Annotated in this window: 15 protein-coding genes; 13 read left to right on the top strand and 2 right to left on the bottom strand. The window is 70.8% G+C overall.

All coding sequences use genetic code 11. The annotated features are described in order from the left end of the window. The first annotated feature begins 11 nt into the window (after window positions 1-11). From OHA05_RS31870 to OHA05_RS31915, 10 genes are all read left to right on the top strand, one after another. Window positions 12-701, top strand: a complete 690-nt coding sequence (locus tag OHA05_RS31870) for a (2Fe-2S)-binding protein (protein ID WP_328862452.1) — start codon at window positions 12-14, stop codon at window positions 699-701. 49 nt (window positions 702-750) lie between these two features. Further along, complete coding sequence (glgA, locus tag OHA05_RS31875) at window positions 751-1,914, top strand: glycogen synthase (RefSeq protein ID WP_328862453.1); 1,164 nt, start codon at window positions 751-753, stop codon at window positions 1,912-1,914. A gap of 44 nt (window positions 1,915-1,958) precedes the next feature. Then, on the top strand, window positions 1,959-3,176 hold the full coding sequence (gene glgC, locus OHA05_RS31880; RefSeq protein WP_313942791.1) for a glucose-1-phosphate adenylyltransferase: 1,218 nt from the start codon (window positions 1,959-1,961) through the stop codon (window positions 3,174-3,176). Between the two features lie 165 nt (window positions 3,177-3,341). Then, window positions 3,342-3,758: an ATP-binding protein gene (locus OHA05_RS31885; protein WP_313942790.1), complete on the top strand. Its 417-nt coding sequence runs from the start codon at window positions 3,342-3,344 to the stop codon at window positions 3,756-3,758. Between the two features lie 541 nt (window positions 3,759-4,299). Next, window positions 4,300-4,959 (top strand): ArsR/SmtB family transcription factor, encoded by a 660-nt coding sequence (locus OHA05_RS31890; protein WP_313942789.1) that lies wholly within the window; start codon window positions 4,300-4,302, stop codon window positions 4,957-4,959. A 116-nt stretch (window positions 4,960-5,075) separates the two neighbouring features. Beyond that, on the top strand, window positions 5,076-5,804 hold the full coding sequence (locus OHA05_RS31895) for an SRPBCC family protein (RefSeq protein ID WP_313942788.1): 729 nt from the start codon (window positions 5,076-5,078) through the stop codon (window positions 5,802-5,804). 221 nt (window positions 5,805-6,025) lie between these two features. Then, window positions 6,026-7,489, top strand: coding sequence for an SDR family NAD(P)-dependent oxidoreductase (locus OHA05_RS31900; RefSeq protein ID WP_328862454.1), 1,464 nt, complete (start codon window positions 6,026-6,028; stop codon window positions 7,487-7,489). Between the two features lie 577 nt (window positions 7,490-8,066). After that, complete coding sequence (locus tag OHA05_RS31905) at window positions 8,067-8,240, top strand: hypothetical protein (protein WP_313942786.1); 174 nt, start codon at window positions 8,067-8,069, stop codon at window positions 8,238-8,240. 215 nt (window positions 8,241-8,455) lie between these two features. Then, window positions 8,456-8,986, top strand: coding sequence for an NUDIX hydrolase (locus OHA05_RS31910; protein ID WP_328862455.1), 531 nt, complete (start codon window positions 8,456-8,458; stop codon window positions 8,984-8,986). Window positions 8,987-9,181: 195 nt separating this feature from the next. Continuing rightward, window positions 9,182-11,527, top strand: coding sequence for an alpha-L-fucosidase (locus OHA05_RS31915; protein WP_328862456.1), 2,346 nt, complete (start codon window positions 9,182-9,184; stop codon window positions 11,525-11,527). Here OHA05_RS31915 and OHA05_RS31920 read toward each other — a convergent pair. Together OHA05_RS31920 and OHA05_RS31925 are read right to left on the bottom strand one after the other, a co-directional pair. Continuing rightward, window positions 11,505-12,911, bottom strand: coding sequence for a lipase maturation factor family protein (locus tag OHA05_RS31920; RefSeq protein WP_328862457.1), 1,407 nt, complete (start codon window positions 12,909-12,911; stop codon window positions 11,505-11,507). The two genes, OHA05_RS31915 and OHA05_RS31920, sit on opposite strands and share 23 nt — an antisense overlap. After that, a complete protein-coding gene (locus OHA05_RS31925) occupies window positions 12,889-13,446 on the bottom strand; it encodes a DUF1990 family protein (RefSeq protein ID WP_313942782.1) in 558 nt (185 codons plus the stop codon). The genes OHA05_RS31920 and OHA05_RS31925 overlap by 23 nt, the downstream gene beginning before the upstream one ends. 297 nt (window positions 13,447-13,743) lie before the next feature. Here OHA05_RS31925 and OHA05_RS31930 point away from each other — a divergent pair, with 297 nt between their 5' ends. The 3 genes from OHA05_RS31930 to OHA05_RS31940 all read left to right on the top strand — a co-directional run bounded on the left by OHA05_RS31930 (window position 13,744) and on the right by OHA05_RS31940 (window position 18,360). Next, window positions 13,744-14,781, top strand: coding sequence for a DUF6777 domain-containing protein (locus tag OHA05_RS31930; RefSeq protein ID WP_313942781.1), 1,038 nt, complete (start codon window positions 13,744-13,746; stop codon window positions 14,779-14,781). A gap of 53 nt (window positions 14,782-14,834) precedes the next feature. Further along, window positions 14,835-16,913, top strand: coding sequence for a SpoIIE family protein phosphatase (locus tag OHA05_RS31935; RefSeq protein ID WP_313942780.1), 2,079 nt, complete (start codon window positions 14,835-14,837; stop codon window positions 16,911-16,913). Window positions 16,914-17,013: 100 nt separating this feature from the next. Next, a complete protein-coding gene (locus OHA05_RS31940) occupies window positions 17,014-18,360 on the top strand; it encodes a wax ester/triacylglycerol synthase family O-acyltransferase (protein WP_313942779.1) in 1,347 nt (448 codons plus the stop codon). The last annotated feature ends 147 nt before the right edge of the window (window positions 18,361-18,507 follow it).

Raw genomic sequence — 18,507 nt, forward strand, 5'->3', positions numbered from 1 at the left:
GTGAGCAGGGGATGGACCTGACGGAGCTGGACGCGGTCGGCGGCTTCTTCACGCTGCGTGCGGATCCGTCCGGCGGCGGAGGGGCGCCCCTGGCCCGGCTGTACGCCGGCGACACCGCCCCCCTCAGTACCAGGATCGACACCGTCGCCGCCCGCCTCGGCGCCGGAGAGCGGCGCGTGGCCGCGTCCGTCGCGCACCTCGGGTTCGCGGCCCGGCTGTGGTCCATCGCCCTCGGGTCGGCCGCTCTCCACGGGGAGATCCCCGATCTCGATCCCGCGCGGCTGCACTGGGCACCCCAACGCAGCGCACCCGACGATCTGTGGCTCACCGGCTCCGGTTCACTGTCCGCCACCGCGGTCACCCTGCGTGAGGCGGTTCAGTACGGCCACCTCGTCCCCTTCGCCGACGCGCTGCGTCAGGACACGCCCGTCTCGCGGCAGCTGCTGTGGGGAAACGCAGGATCGGCACTCGCCGGAGCCGTGCGCATGCTCGCCGACTGGGCCCGCCGCGGCGGCAGGGCCGCTGTGGGCGAACGGGCCGCCGCCCTCGCCGCCGAACTGCTGAGCCACCCCGATCTGGCGGGCACCGTCCGCGGCCCGGCCATGCGCCGCAGCACCTGCTGTCTCTACTACCGCGTGCCCGGCGGCGGGCTGTGCGGCGACTGCGTTTTCGACCGTCCGCCCCGCCGGACACCGCAGTGATCCTGACGGCGGTCTTCCCCGTACGCCGCGCGTGGGTGACCATCAAGGGGTGAAGGTCGGACTGCTCACACGCGAGTACCCCCCGGACGTGTACGGGGGCGCCGGTGTCCATGTGGAGTTCCTCGCCCGGGAGTTGAGAGCACTCGCAGACCTGGAGGTCCACTGCTGGGGCGAGGGCGAGGCGGAAGGGGTGCTGCGGCACCGGGCGCCCTCCCAGCTCGACGGTGCGAACGACGCACTGCGCACCTTCGCCGTCGACCTGGCCATGGCCGCCGAGCTCGGCGGCCGCGAACTGGTCCACTCCCACACCTGGTACGCCAACCTGGCGGGTCATCTCGCCAAGCTCCTCCACGGGGTCCCCCATGTGATGACGGCGCATTCCCTGGAGCCGCTGCGGCCCTGGAAGGCGGAGCAGCTCGGCGGCGGTTACGCCCTCTCCAGCTGGGCCGAGCGCACGGCGATCGAGTCGGCCGATGCCGTCGTCGCCGTGTCCCGCGGTATGCGGGACGACATCCTCGCCTGCTATCCCGCCCTCGACGCCGACCGCGTGCACGTGATCCACAACGGCATCGACACCCGGCTCTACCGGCCCGATCACGAGACGGCCGCGCTGAGGCGGATCGGACTCGATCCGGACCGGCCCTTCGTCCTGTTCGTCGGCCGCATCACCCGTCAGAAGGGGGTCCCGCATCTGCTGCGCGCGGCCCGCTCGTTCGACCCCGACGCCCAGTTGGTGCTGTGTGCCGGAGCCCCGGACACCCCCGAGATCGGCGCCGAGTTCCGCGAACTGGTCGACGAACTCGAGCGGGTGCGCGACGGCGTGCACTGGATCCCCGAGATGCTGCCACGGCCACAGGTCATCCAACTCCTCAGCCATGCGGCCGTGTTCGTCTGCCCCTCGGTCTACGAGCCCCTCGGCATCGTCAACCTGGAGGCCATGGCGTGCGGTACCCCCGTCGTCGCCTCCTCGGTCGGAGGCATTCCCGAGGTCGTGGACGACGGACGCACCGGACTGCTCGTGCCCTACGTGGCGCGTCACCCGGAGGATTTCGAATCCGGTCTTACACAGGCGGTGAACCGGGTACTCGACGATCCGGCGGAGGCCGCCAGGATGGGCGCCGCCGGCCGGCAGCGCGCGGTGCGCGAGTTCGGCTGGGACCAGGTGGCCCGGCGGACGTACGAGCTGTACGAGGACCTGCTCAAGCAGGTGTGACAGGGACGGCAGTGCGACACACACAGCAGGTGTGAGGGGGCACGATGCGCGGTGGACCTTCGGTGCTCGGGATCGTTCTGGCCGGCGGGGAGGGCAAGCGGCTGATGCCGCTCACCGCCGACCGTGCGAAACCGGCGGTGACCTTCGGCGGGATGTACCGCCTCGTCGACTTCGTCCTCTCCAGTCTCGTCAATGGGGACATTCTGCGCATCTGCGTGCTGACGCAGTACAAGTCGCACTCGCTGGACCGCCATGTCACCACCACCTGGCGGATGTCGAGTCTCCTCGGCAACTACGTGACGCCCGTACCCGCCCAACAGCGGCTCGGCCGACGGTGGTACCTCGGCAGCGCGGACGCGATCCTCCAGTCGCTCAACCTGGTCAACGACGAACAGCCCGACTACATCGCGGTGTTCGGTGCCGACCATGTGTACCGGATGGACCCGCGGCAGATGCTCAAGCAGCACATCGAGGGCGGGGCAGGGGTCACCGTCGCCGGGATCCGGGTCCCGCGCGCCGAGGCCTCGTCCTTCGGGATCATCACGCCCGCGTCGGACGGCGCGAGAGTGGAGCGGTTCCTCGAGAAGCCCGCGGACCCGCCCGGACTGCCCGGCGATCCCGAGCGGGTGTTCGCCTCCATGGGCAACTACCTCTTCACCACCAAGGTCCTCGTCGACGCGCTGTACCGGGACGCCGAGGACGACAACTCCGTGCACGACATGGGTGGTTCGATCCTGCCGATGCTCACCGAGCAGGGCATGGCACAGGTCTACGACTTCAACGAGAACCATGTGCCGGGGGAGACGCCACGGGAACACGGCTACTGGCGCGACGTGGGCACCCTCGACTCGTACTACGACGCCCACATGGATCTGATCCCCGACCGGCCGGCCTTCGACCTGTACAACCGCCGCTGGCCCATCTACACCCATCCGGGCCAGCTTCCCCCGGCACGCTTCATCGGTGCCGGCATCGCGAGCGAGTCGATCGTCAGCCCCGGCTGTGTCGTCCGCGGGCAGGTCACCCGGTCCGTCCTCTCTCCCGGGGTGATGGTCGGGGAGGGCGCGGTGGTGCAGGGCTCGGTGCTGCACGACAACGTCCGCATAGGCCGGGGCGCCGTCGTCCGCGGTTCGATCCTGGACAAGAACGTCGACGTGCCGCCCGGTGCGACCATCGGCGTCAACCCCGAGCGGGATCAGGAGCTTTACACCGTCTCCAAGAACGGTGTCATCGCGCTCGGCAAGGGCCAGCGGGTCCTGTGAGCCGTCCTGGGAGTAGTCCTGTGAACGCTCCGTGACATGAACCCCGATTGCGGATCACTCCGTCCGGGCACCACTTGGAGGTAGGGGCACGCCGTCGCGCATCCGCGGAGCACGGCAGCCCCGTTCGGCTTTGAGGCTGCCATCGACCGGGACGGAGTGATGAGGATGCGTACGCAAGGGCGCACCCGTCGGCGCGCCGCGCGTGCGACGTACCAACTGCCGCAGGCGGAGACCTCCGCCCGCTGGGCGCGCCATCTGACCACGGTCTTCCTGAGCCGCCGCTGCGGCGAGCCGGTGACGGGGGACCAGATCGAGGACGCCACCCTCGTCGTGTCCGAGCTGGTCACCAACGCCACCCGGCACGGCCGCAGCGGCTGCCGGCTGCGGCTGCATGTCGACCCGGGCCTGGTCACCGTCGAGGTGGAGGACGCCAGTCCGATCCACCCGAGAGAGTGCTCGCCCCTGGAGAGCGACGAGAGCGGGCGCGGCATCTTCATGGTGCGCGAGCTGTCCCGGCACTTCGCGGTACGAGGCGGACCGGGCGGCGGCAAGACCGTCCAGGCGGTGCTCGCGGCGTCCTGAGGAGTTCCGAGGACGCTCACCGTTCGGCACGGCTGAGGCCACACTCCGGGCTCCTTGCACATCGAGCTGAACCCCGTCTGCCACGCACCGTGGCAGAACGCGCGGACCGGCACGGCGTGTTCGACGGGGATCAGGGTCTTGCCCGCCGCCACGAACATCGTTCCTGAGCCCGGTGGGCATTCCGCGCTCTCGTGCGCGAGCCGCGCGATCGTCCCCTTGCACGCGAGCTGGTGAGCTGCCGTCAGCGGGAAGCCGGTGGTGTCGAGACAGGCGTCGAGCAGACCGGGCTCCGCCGCAGCGACTTCGCGCTCACGGCGCACCTCGATCCTGGCCGCCATCAGCGGGCGCCGCGTCGTCCCTGAAGCCGATGCGGCGGACGCCCGTGCATCCCTTGCTCCCCTGCCTTCCCGTGCGACCGGGACACGGCTCTTGTTCTGTACCTGACCGGGTCGGTGGTGTGGCCGACCGTGTCCCGCCATGGCCCGAGACCGACAACAAAAGAGTGCTGGACAAGAAAAGTGTTCGGTGAGACGGTGGAGCCATGTTGGACGTCACAGTGATCGAGGACTCCGCGGCAGCCGCCGTCTCGCTGGACCCCGTGCGCTCCCGGCTCCTGGCGGAGCTCGCCGCGGGCCCCGCCTCTGCGGCCATGCTCGCCGGCCGGGTCGGGCTGCCCCGTCAGAAGGTGAACTACCACCTCAAGGCGCTGGAGCGGCACGGCCTGGTCGAGCTGGCCGGGGAACGCCGCAAGGGCAACGTCACGGAGCGGCTGATGCGGGCCACAGCGGCCTCGTACGTCATCTCTCCACTGGCCCTGGCCGCGGTGCAGCCGGACCCGGCGGGGTTCCGCGACCAGCTCTCCGCGCGCTGGATGCTCGCGGTCGCCGCGCGTCTCGTGCGCGATGTCGGCAGCCTGATCACCGGCGCGGCCAAGGCGCGCAAGCGACTCGCGACCTACGCCCTGGACGGCGAGGTGCGGTTCGCCTCCGCAGCCGACCGTGCGGCCTTCGTCGAGGAACTCACCCAAGGCGTGAGCGCGCTGATCGCCCGCTACCACGCCGAGGACGCCCCGGGCGGCCGCGATCACCGCCTGGTCGTGGCGCTTCATCCGACCGTCAAGATCCCGGACGCCGTCGAGGGGGCGGACGCCAGGGACCCGGACACCGAGAGCCCCGCTGCGCTGCCCGGCGAGCCGTCATGACGAGGCCACCCGGTCCGCGCGTCCAGCACCTCGCCGGAGCGCCGCGGCCCGCCTGACCGGCCATCCGCCCCATCCCCCCATCAACGCACCGAACCAGCACGACACAAGGAGACGTCATGTCCAAGGAATTCGAGATCGTCCGGGAGTTCGAGGTCGACGCCGAGCCCCAGCAGGTCTGGGAGGCGATCACCACCGGGACCGCCGGCTGGCTCTGGCCGATGGAGTACGAACCCCGCGAGGGAGGTGCGGCCCCGCACGGCGGCACCGTCACCGCCTGGGACCCGCCCCACCGGTTGACCGGCCGCACCGAGGACGCGGAAGGCATCTCCCAGCAGACCTTCAACCAGCTCGATCACGTCATCGAGCCCCGCGAGGGCGGCGGCTCCTGGGTGCGCTACGTGCACAGCGGCATCCTGGTCGAGGACTGGGACAACCAGTACGACGGTGCCGACAAGCACACCGACTTCTATCTGCACACCCTGCGCCAGTACCTGCTGCACTACACCGGCAAGGCGGCCGTGTTCATGAGCGTCGACGCCCCCGACACCTCGAACGAGCCGGACGGTCTCGACGTCGTGAGCCGGGGACTCGGACTGGCGGACGACGCGGCCGAGGGCGCGACCGTACGCGTCGAACTGCCCGGCACCGGCCCGGTCGACGCCGTCCTCGACTACCGCAATCCCTACTTCGTGGGGCTGCGCACGGACGACGCCATGTACCGCGTCTTCGGTCGCAACCACTTCGGCGCCCCTGTCGGCGTCAGCGTCCACGACTTCGCCGCCGGAGCGGACGCACAGAAGAACGAGGAAGCCTGGCGCACCTGGCTGACCGGCCTGTTCGCGTAGCCGACCCGTGCCGTGCCGTCGGTCTTCCGGATCAGCCGGGCCGGGGGAGACCGACGGCGGCCGGGTGGGGGAGACCGGGGCCCGGTGGGCGAGGGGCACCGGCGTCGCGCGGGCAGGCTCGAAGCCCCCGGTCACGGGATTTTGTAGTCACCCATTTGCTCAGTAAAGTTGCGCTTTTGAAACCCCCACAGCGCGCGAGCGACCGAGGAACGGCAAAGGCCATGACGGTGACAGAGGACAGTCAGGTATTCGGCCCGGGCATCGACCCGGAGCGGATGGCCGTCTGCCTGAGCGTGCTCGACGAGCTCGACAAGCTGGACGTCGACCACCCCGACGCCATCGCGGTCCGCCGGGCCACCGCAGGTATCTACCGGACCGTGAAGCAGCGCCGCCGCCAGGAGCGCCGCGCCGCCAAGACCGCGCACGACAAGTCGGTCACCGAGGCCACCGCCACCGGATCCGCCGAGCGGATCGACGACGAGACCGAAGGTCTCCTTCCTTCGTCGTCGGCCACCGGCGAGATCGCCGGCATACTCCAGCGCCCCCGGTCCTGCTACATCTGCAAGACCCGCTACGTCGAGGTCGACGCCTTCTACCACCAGCTCTGCCAGAAGTGCGCGGCCGAGAACCGGGCCCGCCGCGACGCCCGGACCGACCTCACCGGCAAGCGGGCGCTCCTCACCGGCGGGCGCGCCAAGATCGGTATGTACATCGCGCTGCGGCTGCTCCGTGACGGTGCCCACACCACGATCACCACGCGCTTCCCGAACGACGCGATCCGTCGCTTCAAGGCGATGCCGGACAGCGACGAGTGGATCCACCGCCTCAAGATCGTCGGTATCGACCTGCGGGACCCGGCGCAGGTCGTCGCCCTCGCCGACTCCGTGTCCGCGCAGGGCCCCCTGGACATCCTGATCAACAACGCGGCCCAGACGGTGCGCCGGTCCCCGCAGGCCTACAGCGAACTCGTCAGCGCCGAGTCCGCCCCGCTGCCCGCCGGTGAGCTGCCGCCCGCCGAGGTCATCGGCACCTTCGGCAGCGGCGCGGTGGAGACGGTGGCCGCGCTGCCCTCCGCCGCGGGCGAGGGCCTCACCGCCCAGGACGTGACCGGGCTCGCTCTCGTCAGCGGCTCGGCGTCCCCGGCGCGGATCGCGGCCGGCAACGCGATCGACGCCGGCGGTCTCGTTCCCGATCTGCACCACACCAACAGCTGGATCCAGACGGTGTCCGAGGTCGACCCGGTGGAGCTGCTCGAGGTCCAGCTGTGCAACTCCACGGCCCCGTTCATCCTCATCAGCAGGCTGCGCCCGGCGATGGCCGCCTCCGCCGCCAAGCGCACCTACGTGGTGAACGTCTCGGCGATGGAGGGTGTCTTCAGCCGCGGCTACAAGGGGGCGGGCCACCCGCACACCAACATGGCCAAGGCCGCGCTGAACATGCTCACCCGCACCAGCGCCCAGGAGATGTTCGAGAGCGACGGCATCCTGATGACCGCAGTCGACACCGGATGGATCACCGACGAGCGCCCGCACCCCGACAAGATGCGTCTCGCGGACGAGGGCTTCCACGCCCCGCTCGACCTGATCGACGGTGCCGCCCGCGTCTACGACCCGATCGTGCGCGGCGAGTCCGGTGACGACCTCTTCGGCTGCTTCCTCAAGGACTACGCTCCGGCGAACTGGTAGCCCTCCCTCCTGGTGGACGGCGTACGGGACTCCCGTGCGCCGTCTTCTGCGTCCCGCACGCGGTCCCGGCGGGGGACCTCGTGGGGGACCGCCGTGCCGGTCTCGGGTCTCGGTCGACCTGCTCCGCGGACGCGCCCCGGCCGCCTCCCGTCCGTGGCCGCCACCACGCCCGCTACTCCATCCGGGTGTCCGACCGGGACGGCCGTGAGGCCCGTCGTGCCTCCTCGTCAGCCGGTCTCCGGTCGCCCGCCTGACCGGTGCCGAGGAGGCCCCGGCTCCCGCTGCCGCGCCGGTACCGAGGCGGTCCCGTGATCTTCCCGGGGCAGTTCGGCCTCGATCCCCCGAAGGCCCGGACAGGCAGAGATCGTTGGCCGGATTTGCGTTGATTTTACGGCCCCATAGAGCGGGCCTCTGCTCATTTGGTTACTCTGAGGCGAACGGACGCCACCAAGGGGTTCACGAAAACCACTTGGCCGTCCTGGGACAAGCCTGCAACCAGGCTGCGGTCCCGCCCGAAGACCGGCGCCACCGCGACCGACCTGCCTTGTCCCAGTTACGCGACACAGAGGAGTGCGCGGTGACACCTGATGTGAAGAAACACGAGAAGCGACCGCTGGATCTCAGCGGCGAGCGGTCCCGTCGTCCCGACGAGCTCGGAAGCCTGGAAGTCTGGGCCCGCTCGGCCCCGATCCGGCTGGCCGGCTACGAGGACGACCTGGCAGAGCCGCATATCCTGCCCGGCATCGACTGAGCGGATCGCTTCACCCCGTGCCCCCTGCCGACGGCAGGGGGCACGAACGGTCGAGGTGCCGCGCGCATCCCGTCGCCGACGCGTACGTCCCGGCCCGGGCCCCCGCCGTCCCGCCGGCGCGCGACGCCTCCGACGAGGCTTGTGCGGTGGGCAGTTGACTTCGGTCCCGCGATCCCGGACACCGCCCCGAAGCGCGGTCGGCATAGGGTGTGCGGGTGATCCACGGTGAGACCGACGCAGAGATCCTGGACGCGCTGGTGGCCGATGTCGGGCTCGCCGCTCTGGAGCTCGACGAGGCGCGGGCGTGGCTCGACCGGGCGCAACACCACCCCGGGGAGCCGCTGGCGGCAGAGGTCTGGGTGACCGACCAGGCCTTCGACCACGTCCTGCTCGTGAAGCACCGATGGCGCGGCTGGGTGCCACCCGGGGGGAAGGTCGAACCGGGCGAGACGCCTCGCGCCGCCGCAGCCCGCGAGCTCGCCGAGGAGACCGGCGTACGGGTGGAACTGCTGCCACGGCCGGCGGCTACCTCCGTGCGTTCGTACCGGCCCGACCGGCCGCCGACGCTGGGTCTTTCCTATGCCGCGATCGTGAGCCGCGACGTGCCGCTGGGCGGCGAAGCGGGGCAGCCCCCGCACTGGTTCGCGCTCGACGAGCCGTGGGAGTCGGTGTTCCCCGAGGACCGTGACCACATCCGCGCACACGTGCGCCGACTGGCGGCGGAGTACCGGGTCCGCGGGCACTGATCCCCGGTCCCGTGAGCCCGGCAAGATCAAATGAAAGACCCTGACCCCACGGTGAAGCGCACATGTCTGCGGTCGCCGCGCCGACCGGTCAAGATCACCTCACCCTGATTCATCCGATGGATGGGTGAGGGAACTCCCGTTCCTCGCTGTGAAGAGTATTGACAGGTTCCCGACACCCTTCAATCATCGGACCTCATGACCGAACTTCCCAGGCGCCACGTACTCGGAATGACGGCGGGGGCGGCAGTCGGCGCCGCCTTCATCACCCCGGCCACGGCCGATGCGAGCCCGCAGGCGACACCACGCGGTACGACAGGCGGTGACTGGGGCACGGTCCCGCCCGCCGTGCCCGTACCGCTGGATCGCTGGTTCGACAACGACGGCATCGACACCGCGGACGCCCGCGGCGGCAACTTCGACGGCTCCGGCTACACCTTCCCCGGCGAGGAACTCCCCGCAGGCAAGCGGGAGATCGACGGCATCCCCTATCTCTTCCCCACCGCCGCGGCGGGGGCCAAGAACAACATCGTCGCGCTCGGCCAGCGCATCGACCTCCCGGCCGGCCGCTATCTCTCCGGGCTCCTTCTCGTCGCGAGCAGCTACGGCGCGGCCTCCGGCACGGCGACCCTCCACTACGCCGACGGCTCCAGCCGGCCGGTGGCACTCGGCGGCCCCGACTGGTACTCCGGCAGCGGTGCGATCACGGCCGCCTACCGCTACACCCCGACCGGTGCCAAGGACCCGCACCCCGTCGTCATCGCCACCGCCGAACTCACCATGGACCCGACCAAGGAGGCCGTGGCGCTGACGCTGCCGGTCACCAACCCGGCGGAGGCGGACAGGAGTTCCCTCCACATCTTCGCTCTCACTCTCCAGCCGGCAGCCAGTGGACGGGCGTTGGCGCTGCGCGAAGCGCACTCGACCAGCTCGCTGCTCGGCGCGGGCGCGCAGAGTGTCGAGGCCACCGTCATCAACGCCGGCACCGTCGGCATCCTCCCCTCCGACCGGCTCACCGTCTCCGTCGACGTGCCCGGCGCCCGCACGGTCGCCCCCGCCACGGTCGGCCGGCTCGCCCCGGGGGAGCAGGCGAGAGTGCGGGTCGGCATCCGCCGCCGGCCCGGTACTCCGCCCGGCACCCGGCAGGACGGCACCGTGCTCGCCCGCGGCCGGGGGCAGCAGGCGGCCGCCGCGCGGCGCACCCTGACGCTCGGCGTCCCCGACTACGAGCCCACCGACGCCTCGCTGAACACCCATCAGGCCCCCTACTGGTTCCAGGACGCGAAGTTCGGGATCTTCATCCACTGGGGTCTCTACTCGGTCCCGGCGTGGGCACCGGTCGGCAAGCAGTACGCCGAGTGGTACTGGAGCCAGATGCAGGACCCGAACAACCCGACGTACGCCCATCACCGCCAGACGTACGGGGAGTCCTTCGCCTACGACGACTTCATTCCGCGGTTCCGGGCGGAGCGGTTCAACCCGCGCTCCTGGGTCGAACTCTTCCGTGACGCCGGAGCGCAGTACCACGTCCTGACCTCCAAGCACCACGAGGGCTTCGCGCTCTGGGACACCAAGGTCAGCGACCGCAACTCCGTGAAGATGGGCCCCCGCAGAGACCTGATCAGGGAACTCTTCGACGCCTCCCGCCGCTATGCCCCCGAGCTGCACCGCGGCCTGTACTTCTCCATGCCCGAGTGGTTCAACCCCGACAACCCCTGGTCGGGGCACGCACCGCGGAACCCGTACACGCTGGAGCCCGTGCCGTACACCGGCCACCGCAGCGGCGACTACATCAAGGATCTTCAGGCACCGCAGATGCTGGAGCTGATCGACGGCTACGACCCGGAGATCCTGTGGTGCGACATCGGCGGGGCGAACGACAGCCACCGGGTGCTCGCGGAGTACTTCAACCACGCGAAGAACCGGGCCCGCCCCATCGAGGTGACCGTCAACAACCGCTCCGGCATCGGGCCGCACGACTTCACGACGCCCGAGTACACGACGTACGACTCGATCGTCACCGACAAGTGGGAGTCGAGCAGGGGACTCGACCCGTTCAGCTACGGCTACAACGCGCAGACCCCCGACGACCGGTACATGACGACCGAGGAGGTGGTGCACTCGCTCGTCGACATCGTCTCCAAGAACGGCAACTTCCTGCTCGACATCGGACCGCGGGCCGACGGCACCATCCCCGAGATCATGGAGCGCCGGCTGCGTGAGACGGGCGCGTGGCTGAAGGTCAACGGCGAGGCGATATACGGCAGTACGTACTGGGCGCGGATGCCGCAGCTCGGCGAGGATCTGCGCTTCACCGTCCGGCCGGACGAGGCCTTCTACATCCACTCGCTCGCCGCACCCGGCAGCACCCTCACCGTCGAGGCGCCGGTACCGGTCCGCCAGGGCGACCGCGTGACGATGCTCGGCCACGACCGTCCGCTGACCTGGCGTACCACGGGGGACACGTTCGTCGTCGACGTGCCGGCCGCGGCCCGCCGGGCGGGCCGGCATGTCTGGGTGTTCAAAGTAGCCTGGTCGGCCTGAGGAACTCGCGCACATGGCTCCGGTGCCACCAGGCACCGGTGGCCCGCAGTTCGCGCCAGGTCGTGTACCGGTAGTGGTACACCCTGGCGCGGACATACGCGGGCGGGGCGTCGGGGAACGGATTGTGGCGCAGCAGCTTCAGCGTGTCCCGGTCGCCCTCCAGCAGCCGCTCCATGAACGTCCCGAACCAGGGCCCCGCGTAGGCGGGGGAGAGCGCGGCGAACCACATCATCCAGTCGAGCCGCAGATGGTAGGGGGCGAACTGACGCGGCATCGCGCGGACATCGCCGGGCTTGCCCCGGAACCCGTACTCCCGCCACACGGTGTCCTCGTGGAGAACGGTCTCCTCGGTGCCCTCGATCACCACTTCGTGGCGGATCCGCCCGACCGTTCCGAACGCGCCGTAGGCGTTGACCAGATGCAGCGAGTCGTAGGAGCGGTTCATCTGTTGCCGCCGGGAGAGCAGATTGCGCGCCGGGCGGTAGCTGAGCACCAGGACGAGCACGGTGACCGCGATGACCACGATCTCGTACCAGAGCGGGGCAGCGGGCAGCGCAGGCGCCTCGGAGATCAGTGAGCCGTCGACGGCGGAGAGCGCGAGCACGATCGTGATCCAGTTGAGCCAGGCGAAATTGCCGGAGAGCACCAGCCACAGCTGCGTCACCACGATCAGCGCGGCGGCCGCACCCGCCACCGGCTGGGGCGTGAACAGCAGGAACGGCACGACGAGTTGCGTGACATGGTTGGCGGCGACCTCGACACGGTGGGCCGGACGTGGCAGATGGTGGAAGAACCAGCTCAGCGGGCCGGGCATCGGCTGGGTCTCGTGGTGGTAGTCCAGACAGGTCAGCTTGCGCCAGCACTCGTCCCCGCGGATCTTGATCAGGCCCGCCCCGAACTCCACCCGGAACAGCACCCAGCGCAGCAGGAACAGCACCAGGACGGGCGGTGCGGTGCGTTCGTTGCCGAGGAACACGGCCAGGAAGCCGGTCTCCAGCAGCAGGGACTCCCAGCCGAAGCCGTACCAGGTCTGTCCCACGTTGACGATCGACAGATACAGCAGCCACAGCACCGCCCACCAGGCCATCGCCGCCCCGAGCGGGATGTGGTCGGCGGCTCCCGCCAGCAGCGCCGCGGACAGCAGACAACCGCTCCAGGCGACGAGGGCGAAGAAGCGGTCGGAGTAGTGCAGTTGGAAGAGGCTCGGCGCCTGCCGCCACGTCGTCCGGCGTACGAAGGCGGGCACCGGCAGCATGCCCCGTTCGCCGATCAGGGCCCGGAACTGAAGGGCCGCGGTCAGGAAGGCGACCAGGTACACGCCGGCCAGAGCCCGCTGGAACACCAGCCGGCTCAGCCAGTAGTCACTGTCGACGAACCACTCCATCACCTCCAGTATCGGTCTCCGCGAGCCGGCGCACGGTGCGACCGAGCCGGCGTACGTACGCCGTCTGCATCAGCGGCACGAGAGGCCCGCCGAGCCGGGACCACCAGACCGCCGGGCGGCTGAAGGCCATCACGGTGAACCAGACCGAGCCGTCGTCCCGCAGATCGACGACGAACGACTCCTCTCCGCGGACGGGGTGCCCCCGCAGAGTGCCGTAGCCGAAACCGGTCCGATCCCGCTCGTGCACCGTCCACACCACCTCGCAAGGGGCGGTGATCCGCAGGGGGCCGAAGCCCGCGGAGACCTCGACCCGTACGCCGGGCTCGGCCCGCCGGGCCGACGTGCGCAGCCGCACCCCCGAAGCCCGGTGCGCACGCCAGGTGGCGAGGGCCTCGCCCGCCGCCGCGAACACCGCCCGGCCGCGGCCGATCCGGACCGTGCGATGCAGATGGCGGTAGCCGTCGGGCATCGGCCCGAGGCGGGTGGCCCCGGCCTCCGGGTAGCTGAGGGCGCCGGTGCGGTGGACGCTGTTCATACGTCCTCCGGCGATGAGGTCGGCCGAATGGGTGCGAGCCCCACGCACGGGGCCGGTGGCCCCTCCCGGGGCCCGGGAGCCGTTCCTGCGGACGTCAAGATCACGTTGACCAGCGCGAACATCGCGCACCCCTCCCCGAGGCCGAGCACGTTCACCTTCCCGGATCTGAGCCTAGGCCCGTACTTGAACGCGTTCAAGTAGCGGAGGTGGCGGCAGTCCGGCAGAACTTGAGAAATGCATCGGGAGAAAAGGTGGGAGAGGTTCGTGCGTCCCGTTCGTCGTCGGTACTCCGCGGCCATGGCTCTGGCCGTCGCGCTCTCACTCGGACTCCTGACCGCCGGCTGCGGCGGCGACAGCAGTGCGGCGACGGACACCGAGGAAAAGGTGCTCCTCCAGTCGGCGACGGCTCCGGGACCGGATCCCTTCACGGCGTCGACGGCACGCTCCCTCTCCTCGCCCGCGCCCGACCCGCCCGCCCCGTCGGCCGCCACGAGCAGCGAACCCGCCCGCGGGCAGAGCCTGCGCACCCTCTCGGGCGGCACGCCCGGTCTCTACGGCGGTACCGAGACCATCGGCAGCTGCGACATCGAGCAGCAGATCACCTTCCTCGGCAAGGACGCGGCGAAGCAGCGCGCCTTCGCCAAGGCCGCCGGGGTCTCCGAGGCGAAGGTGCCGGCCCATCTGCGCAGCCTGACCCCGGTCGTCCTGCGCGCCGACACCCGGGTGACCGGCCACGGCTTCGAGGACGGGTCGGCCGTCGCCCGGCAGTCCCTGCTCCAGGCGGGCACCCCTGTGCTGGTCGACGAGTACGGCGCGCCCCGGGTCCGCTGCGTCGGCGGAAACCCGCTGAAGGCGCCGGTCGCCGTCAAGGGAGCCGTGATTCACCAGGGCAGGCCGTGGATGGGCTTCCGGCCGGACCGGGTCGTCGTCATCAAGCCCACCGCCCAGGCCGTCAGCACCCTGATCATCGTCAACATCCTCGACAGCACCTGGATCGAGCGGAAGGCCGGGAGCGACGGTGAGCAGGACAGAAGGCCCGAGGTGCTCCCGCCCGTCGCCCCGGACGACATCTTCACCTACCCGCCGGCCATGCCGCCCCCGCCGGACGGCTCCACCCCGCCGGGCACCCCGAGCGAGCCCGCCGCCCCCGGCGATCCGTCCGTCCCGGCCGAGTCCCCGTCCCGCCAGGACGTGGCCCCGCCGGCCGACCCGCCGAGCGAGGAGCTGCCCTCGGCCGATCCCGGCATGCCCTCCGAGGAGGACGTCGATCCCTCCGATCCGAACCTGCTCATCCCCTTCGACGAGCCGTCCGAGCCGGACACCTTCGCGGGCTGAGCGGGCCGTCCGAACCGGTCGAAGAATCGGACGAATGATGGCAGAGTGGCTCCATGGTTGACCGGGCAGCGGGGGCCCTGTCGCTTCCCGACGACTGGCCTGCCGACCCCGATCTGAGCCTGATTCTCAACCGCATGGGGCTCTGGGACTGGGATCTGGCCAGCGGGCTGATGCACATGGACGAGCCCGCTCTCGACGTGTTCGACGTCCGTCCCGAGGAGTACGACGGCCGGCCGGAGAGCCTTGCCTTCCGCGTGCCGCCCGAGGAAGCCGCGCGGCTCGATGCCATGGTCGCGCAGGCGCTGAAGACCGGCAGCGACCACTACGGCGCGTACTTCCGCATCCGCCGCCGCGACGGCAGTCTGCGCTGGACCCACACCCAGGGACGCGTCCGCCGTGACGGCAGGGGCCGGCCGGTGCGCATCATCGGCATCGTCCGCGACGCCACCGAGGAGCTGGCCGACTCCTCCGCGCGGATCGCGGTCGACATCGAGCGCCGCCGGCAGACCAGCGTCGTCGAGAGCACCACCGCGGCGCTCGCCCATGCCAGGACCGTGCAGGACGTCATCGACGTGCTCAAGGACTCGCACGGTCTCGAGCACTTCGGCGCGACCAGCCTGGTGATGGGACTGCTGGAGTCGGGCGGGCGCATCCATCTGGTCGCGGAGGGCCCGGAGGGCTCGTTCGTGCCGGGGACCCGCTACACCCGGGTGGACGAGCAGTACCCGATGAGTGAGGTCGTGCGCACCCTGGCCCCGCGCTTCATCGAGTCCAAGGAGGACTTCGCCACCTCCTATCCGGTGCTGTGGCCGGACATCGAAGGGCTCGGCATCGAGGCTGCCGCCTATCTTCCGCTGATCGCCCAGGCTCAGCCCATCGGAGCGCTCGGACTGCTCTACCGCGACAAGTCGGGCTTCAGCGCGGAGGAGCGCAACGTGCTGGTCGCCCTCGGCAGCAGCATCGCGCAGAGTCTCCAGCGCGCCGTGCTCTACGACCAGGAGCACGACCTCGCGGAGGGTCTTCAGCAGGCCATGCTGCCGCGCAAGATCCCCCAGGTCCCCGGGGCCGGGATCGCCGTGCGCTACCGCTCGGCCCGGATGGGCCGGGACGTCGGCGGCGACTGGTACGACGTCATCACCCTGCCGGGCGGCCGGGTGGGGGCGGTCATCGGCGACGTGCAGGGCCACGACACGGACGCCGCGGCGGTGATGGGGCAGCTGCGCATCGTGCTGCGGGCGTACGCGGCCGAGGGCCACACCCCGGCCACCGTGATGGCGCGCGCCTCCGTCTTCCTGCACGAGCTGGACACCGACCGGTTCGCGACCTGCATGTACGCCGAGGCCGATCTGACGACCGGGGTGGTCCAGGTGGTGCGCGCCGGGCACATGGACCCCCTCATCAGGGACGCGGACGGCGACTGCCGCAGGGTCCCGGTGGAGGGCGGCCTCCCGCTGGGGCTGTCGGCGGAGTTCGGGCAGCTCGAATACCCGGTCAACACGGTGGAGCTGGACCCCGGAGCGACACTCATCCTGTACACCGACGGCCTGGTCGAGATGCCCGGCGCCGATCTGGACGACGGACTTCAGCTGCTCACTGCCCTGGTCCACGCCGGCCCCCGTGACCTCCAGCTGCTGGCGGACCATCTGTGCGACGTGGTGGAGGAGCGGGGCGGTGGCGACGACGTGGCGCTACTGCTGCTCCGCCGGAAGGGCGCGTTCGCTCCGCGGACGGGCGGCCGGCTGCGTCAGCACGTCGCCCAGAACGACGCGGAGGCACTGCGTTCCGCCCGGCACATGGTCCGCGCCACGGTACGCGCCTGGGGCGCGCGTGAGCGCGCCGACGAGATCGAACTCGCCGCGGACGAGATGATCACCAATGCGCTGATGCACACCGACGGCGGAGCGATCGTCACGGTGCGGGTCCTCTCCGGGCCGCAGCGGCGGCTGCGGGTGGAGGTCGAGGACCGTTCCAGCGCGCTGCCGCGGCGGCGGGACGCGGGGGAGTCGGGAGTCTCCGGACGGGGGCTTCTGCTGGTGGACCGGCTGGCCGATGCATGGGGAGTGGAGTCACGCGGCAGTGGCAAGTGCGTGTGGTGCGAGTTCACCGTCCCGGACAGAGCGGGCGGGGAATAAGAATCCGATGTTAACTGTCCGTGAACTGATCGTACTTGACCGTAACCGACCGAAGGCGATTGACTTCGCACTCCCTGGCTATCTAGGACATGAGGACACCGTGAGCAGCGAGCTTCTCGCCCCCCTCGACCTGGCGTTCTGGCACCTCGAATCCACCGGCCACCCCATGCACCTCGGTGCCCTCGCCTTCTTCGGCTCCGCCGAAGGGGACAGGAGCGACGACGAGGTTCTCGATCTGCTCGCCACCCGCGCGGCGGCCATCCACCGGCTGCGGATGCATGTACGCGACGTCCTGCTGCCGGTCGGCGGGGCCGCCTGGTCGGTGGCCCCGGACTTCGACGTGACGCGCCACGTCCACCATGTGCGCCTTCCGGCGGGCGACTTCACCGCCGCGGCCACCGGCATCGCCGGGGAGCTCATGGAGCGCCCGCTGGAGCGCGGACTCCCGCCGTGGGAGATGTACCTCCTCACCGGCGAGCCCGGCGGCCCCTTCGCGGTGCTCGTCAAGCTCCATCACGCTCTCGCCGACGGGATGCGCGCGGTCGCCATCGGCGCCGGCATCTTCGACGAGATCGCCGGCGCGCGCGGGATGAGGGCGCGCCGGTCCCGGCCGGTGCCGGCCTCGTCGTGGCGCAGCGTGCCGGCCCAGCTCATCGGCTTCGCCCGGGACCGTATCGACGATCTCGGCAACGCCGTGGGTGTGGGGGCCTCCGTCGTACGGGCCAGCCGCTTCGACTCCCGGGGCATGCCCGCCCTGGCGGCAGGCTCCAGCGGAACCCGCAGGCTCGGCACCGTCGCACTCGACCTCGACGATGTGCAGCGTGTGCGCAAGGCCGTGGGCGGCACGGCCAACGACGTCCTGCTCGCCATCGTCGCCGGAGCGCTGCGGCGGTGGACGCGGGAGCGCGGAGACCTGCTGCCGACCGCGGACCCCCGGGCGCTGGTGCCGGTGTCGCGGCGCAGGCCCGGCAGTCCGGCCGGATCCGGGAACCGGCTCTCCGCGTACCTGGTCGACCTGCCCGTCTCCGATCCCGACCCCCGTGCGCGGCTCGACACCGTCCGGATCGCCATGAACCGCAACAAGGCGGCGGGGCCGATGCGCGGAGCCGGGGCCGTCGCCGTACTCGCCGATCAACTCCCGCCGCTGGCACACCGGTTCGGTGCGCCGCTGGCAGGCGGCGCGGCCCGGATGCTCTTCGATGTCCTGGTGACCAGCGTGCCGCTGCCGCGCTCGGCCCTCTCGCTGGGCGGCTGCCCGCTGCTCTCGATCTACCCGATGGCGCCGCTGGCGCGCGGTCAGTCGCTGGCCGTCGCCCTGACCACCTACGGCGGGCAGGTGCACGTGGGCCTGGTGGCCGACGGCAAGGCCGTGCCCGACCTCGACCGGCTCGCCCGCAGCGTGGAGGACGAGCTGGCCGAGCTGCTCGACATGGCACTGACGCTGTGAGCCGAAGTGTCCGAAAGATCGGACACATCGACCGCCGTCCGTAACATCTCGCCCCTTCGCGGGTGTTGACGCCCTGAGTGATCCGATGAATATTCGGCAGTGATCGATGGATTGATGGATCGATGCACCGACCGGCGAGCTCGATGC

The organism is Streptomyces sp. NBC_00306, from assembly GCF_036169555.1.
Taxonomy (GTDB): Bacteria; Actinomycetota; Actinomycetes; order Streptomycetales; family Streptomycetaceae; genus Streptomyces; species Streptomyces achmelvichensis.

Excerpts from the sequence above, each read along its gene's own strand:
- OHA05_RS31930 (WP_313942781.1), top strand. The coding sequence starts at position 13,744 with ATGGCTCTGGCCGTCGCGCTCTCACTCGGACTCCTGACCGCCGGCTGC.
- OHA05_RS31920 (WP_328862457.1), bottom strand. The coding sequence starts at position 12,911 with ATGGAGTGGTTCGTCGACAGTGACTACTGGCTGAGCCGGCTGGTGTTC.
- OHA05_RS31895 (WP_313942788.1), top strand. The coding sequence starts at position 5,076 with ATGTCCAAGGAATTCGAGATCGTCCGGGAGTTCGAGGTCGACGCCGAG.
- OHA05_RS31935 (WP_313942780.1), top strand. The coding sequence starts at position 14,835 with ATGGTTGACCGGGCAGCGGGGGCCCTGTCGCTTCCCGACGACTGGCCT.
- OHA05_RS31915 (WP_328862456.1), top strand. The coding sequence starts at position 9,182 with ATGACCGAACTTCCCAGGCGCCACGTACTCGGAATGACGGCGGGGGCG.
- OHA05_RS31885 (WP_313942790.1), top strand. The coding sequence starts at position 3,342 with ATGCGTACGCAAGGGCGCACCCGTCGGCGCGCCGCGCGTGCGACGTAC.
- glgC (WP_313942791.1), top strand. The coding sequence starts at position 1,959 with ATGCGCGGTGGACCTTCGGTGCTCGGGATCGTTCTGGCCGGCGGGGAG.
- OHA05_RS31925 (WP_313942782.1), bottom strand. The coding sequence starts at position 13,446 with ATGAACAGCGTCCACCGCACCGGCGCCCTCAGCTACCCGGAGGCCGGG.
- OHA05_RS31900 (WP_328862454.1), top strand. The coding sequence starts at position 6,026 with ATGACGGTGACAGAGGACAGTCAGGTATTCGGCCCGGGCATCGACCCG.
- OHA05_RS31890 (WP_313942789.1), top strand. The coding sequence starts at position 4,300 with ATGTTGGACGTCACAGTGATCGAGGACTCCGCGGCAGCCGCCGTCTCG.
- OHA05_RS31870 (WP_328862452.1), top strand. The coding sequence starts at position 12 with ATGGACCTGACGGAGCTGGACGCGGTCGGCGGCTTCTTCACGCTGCGT.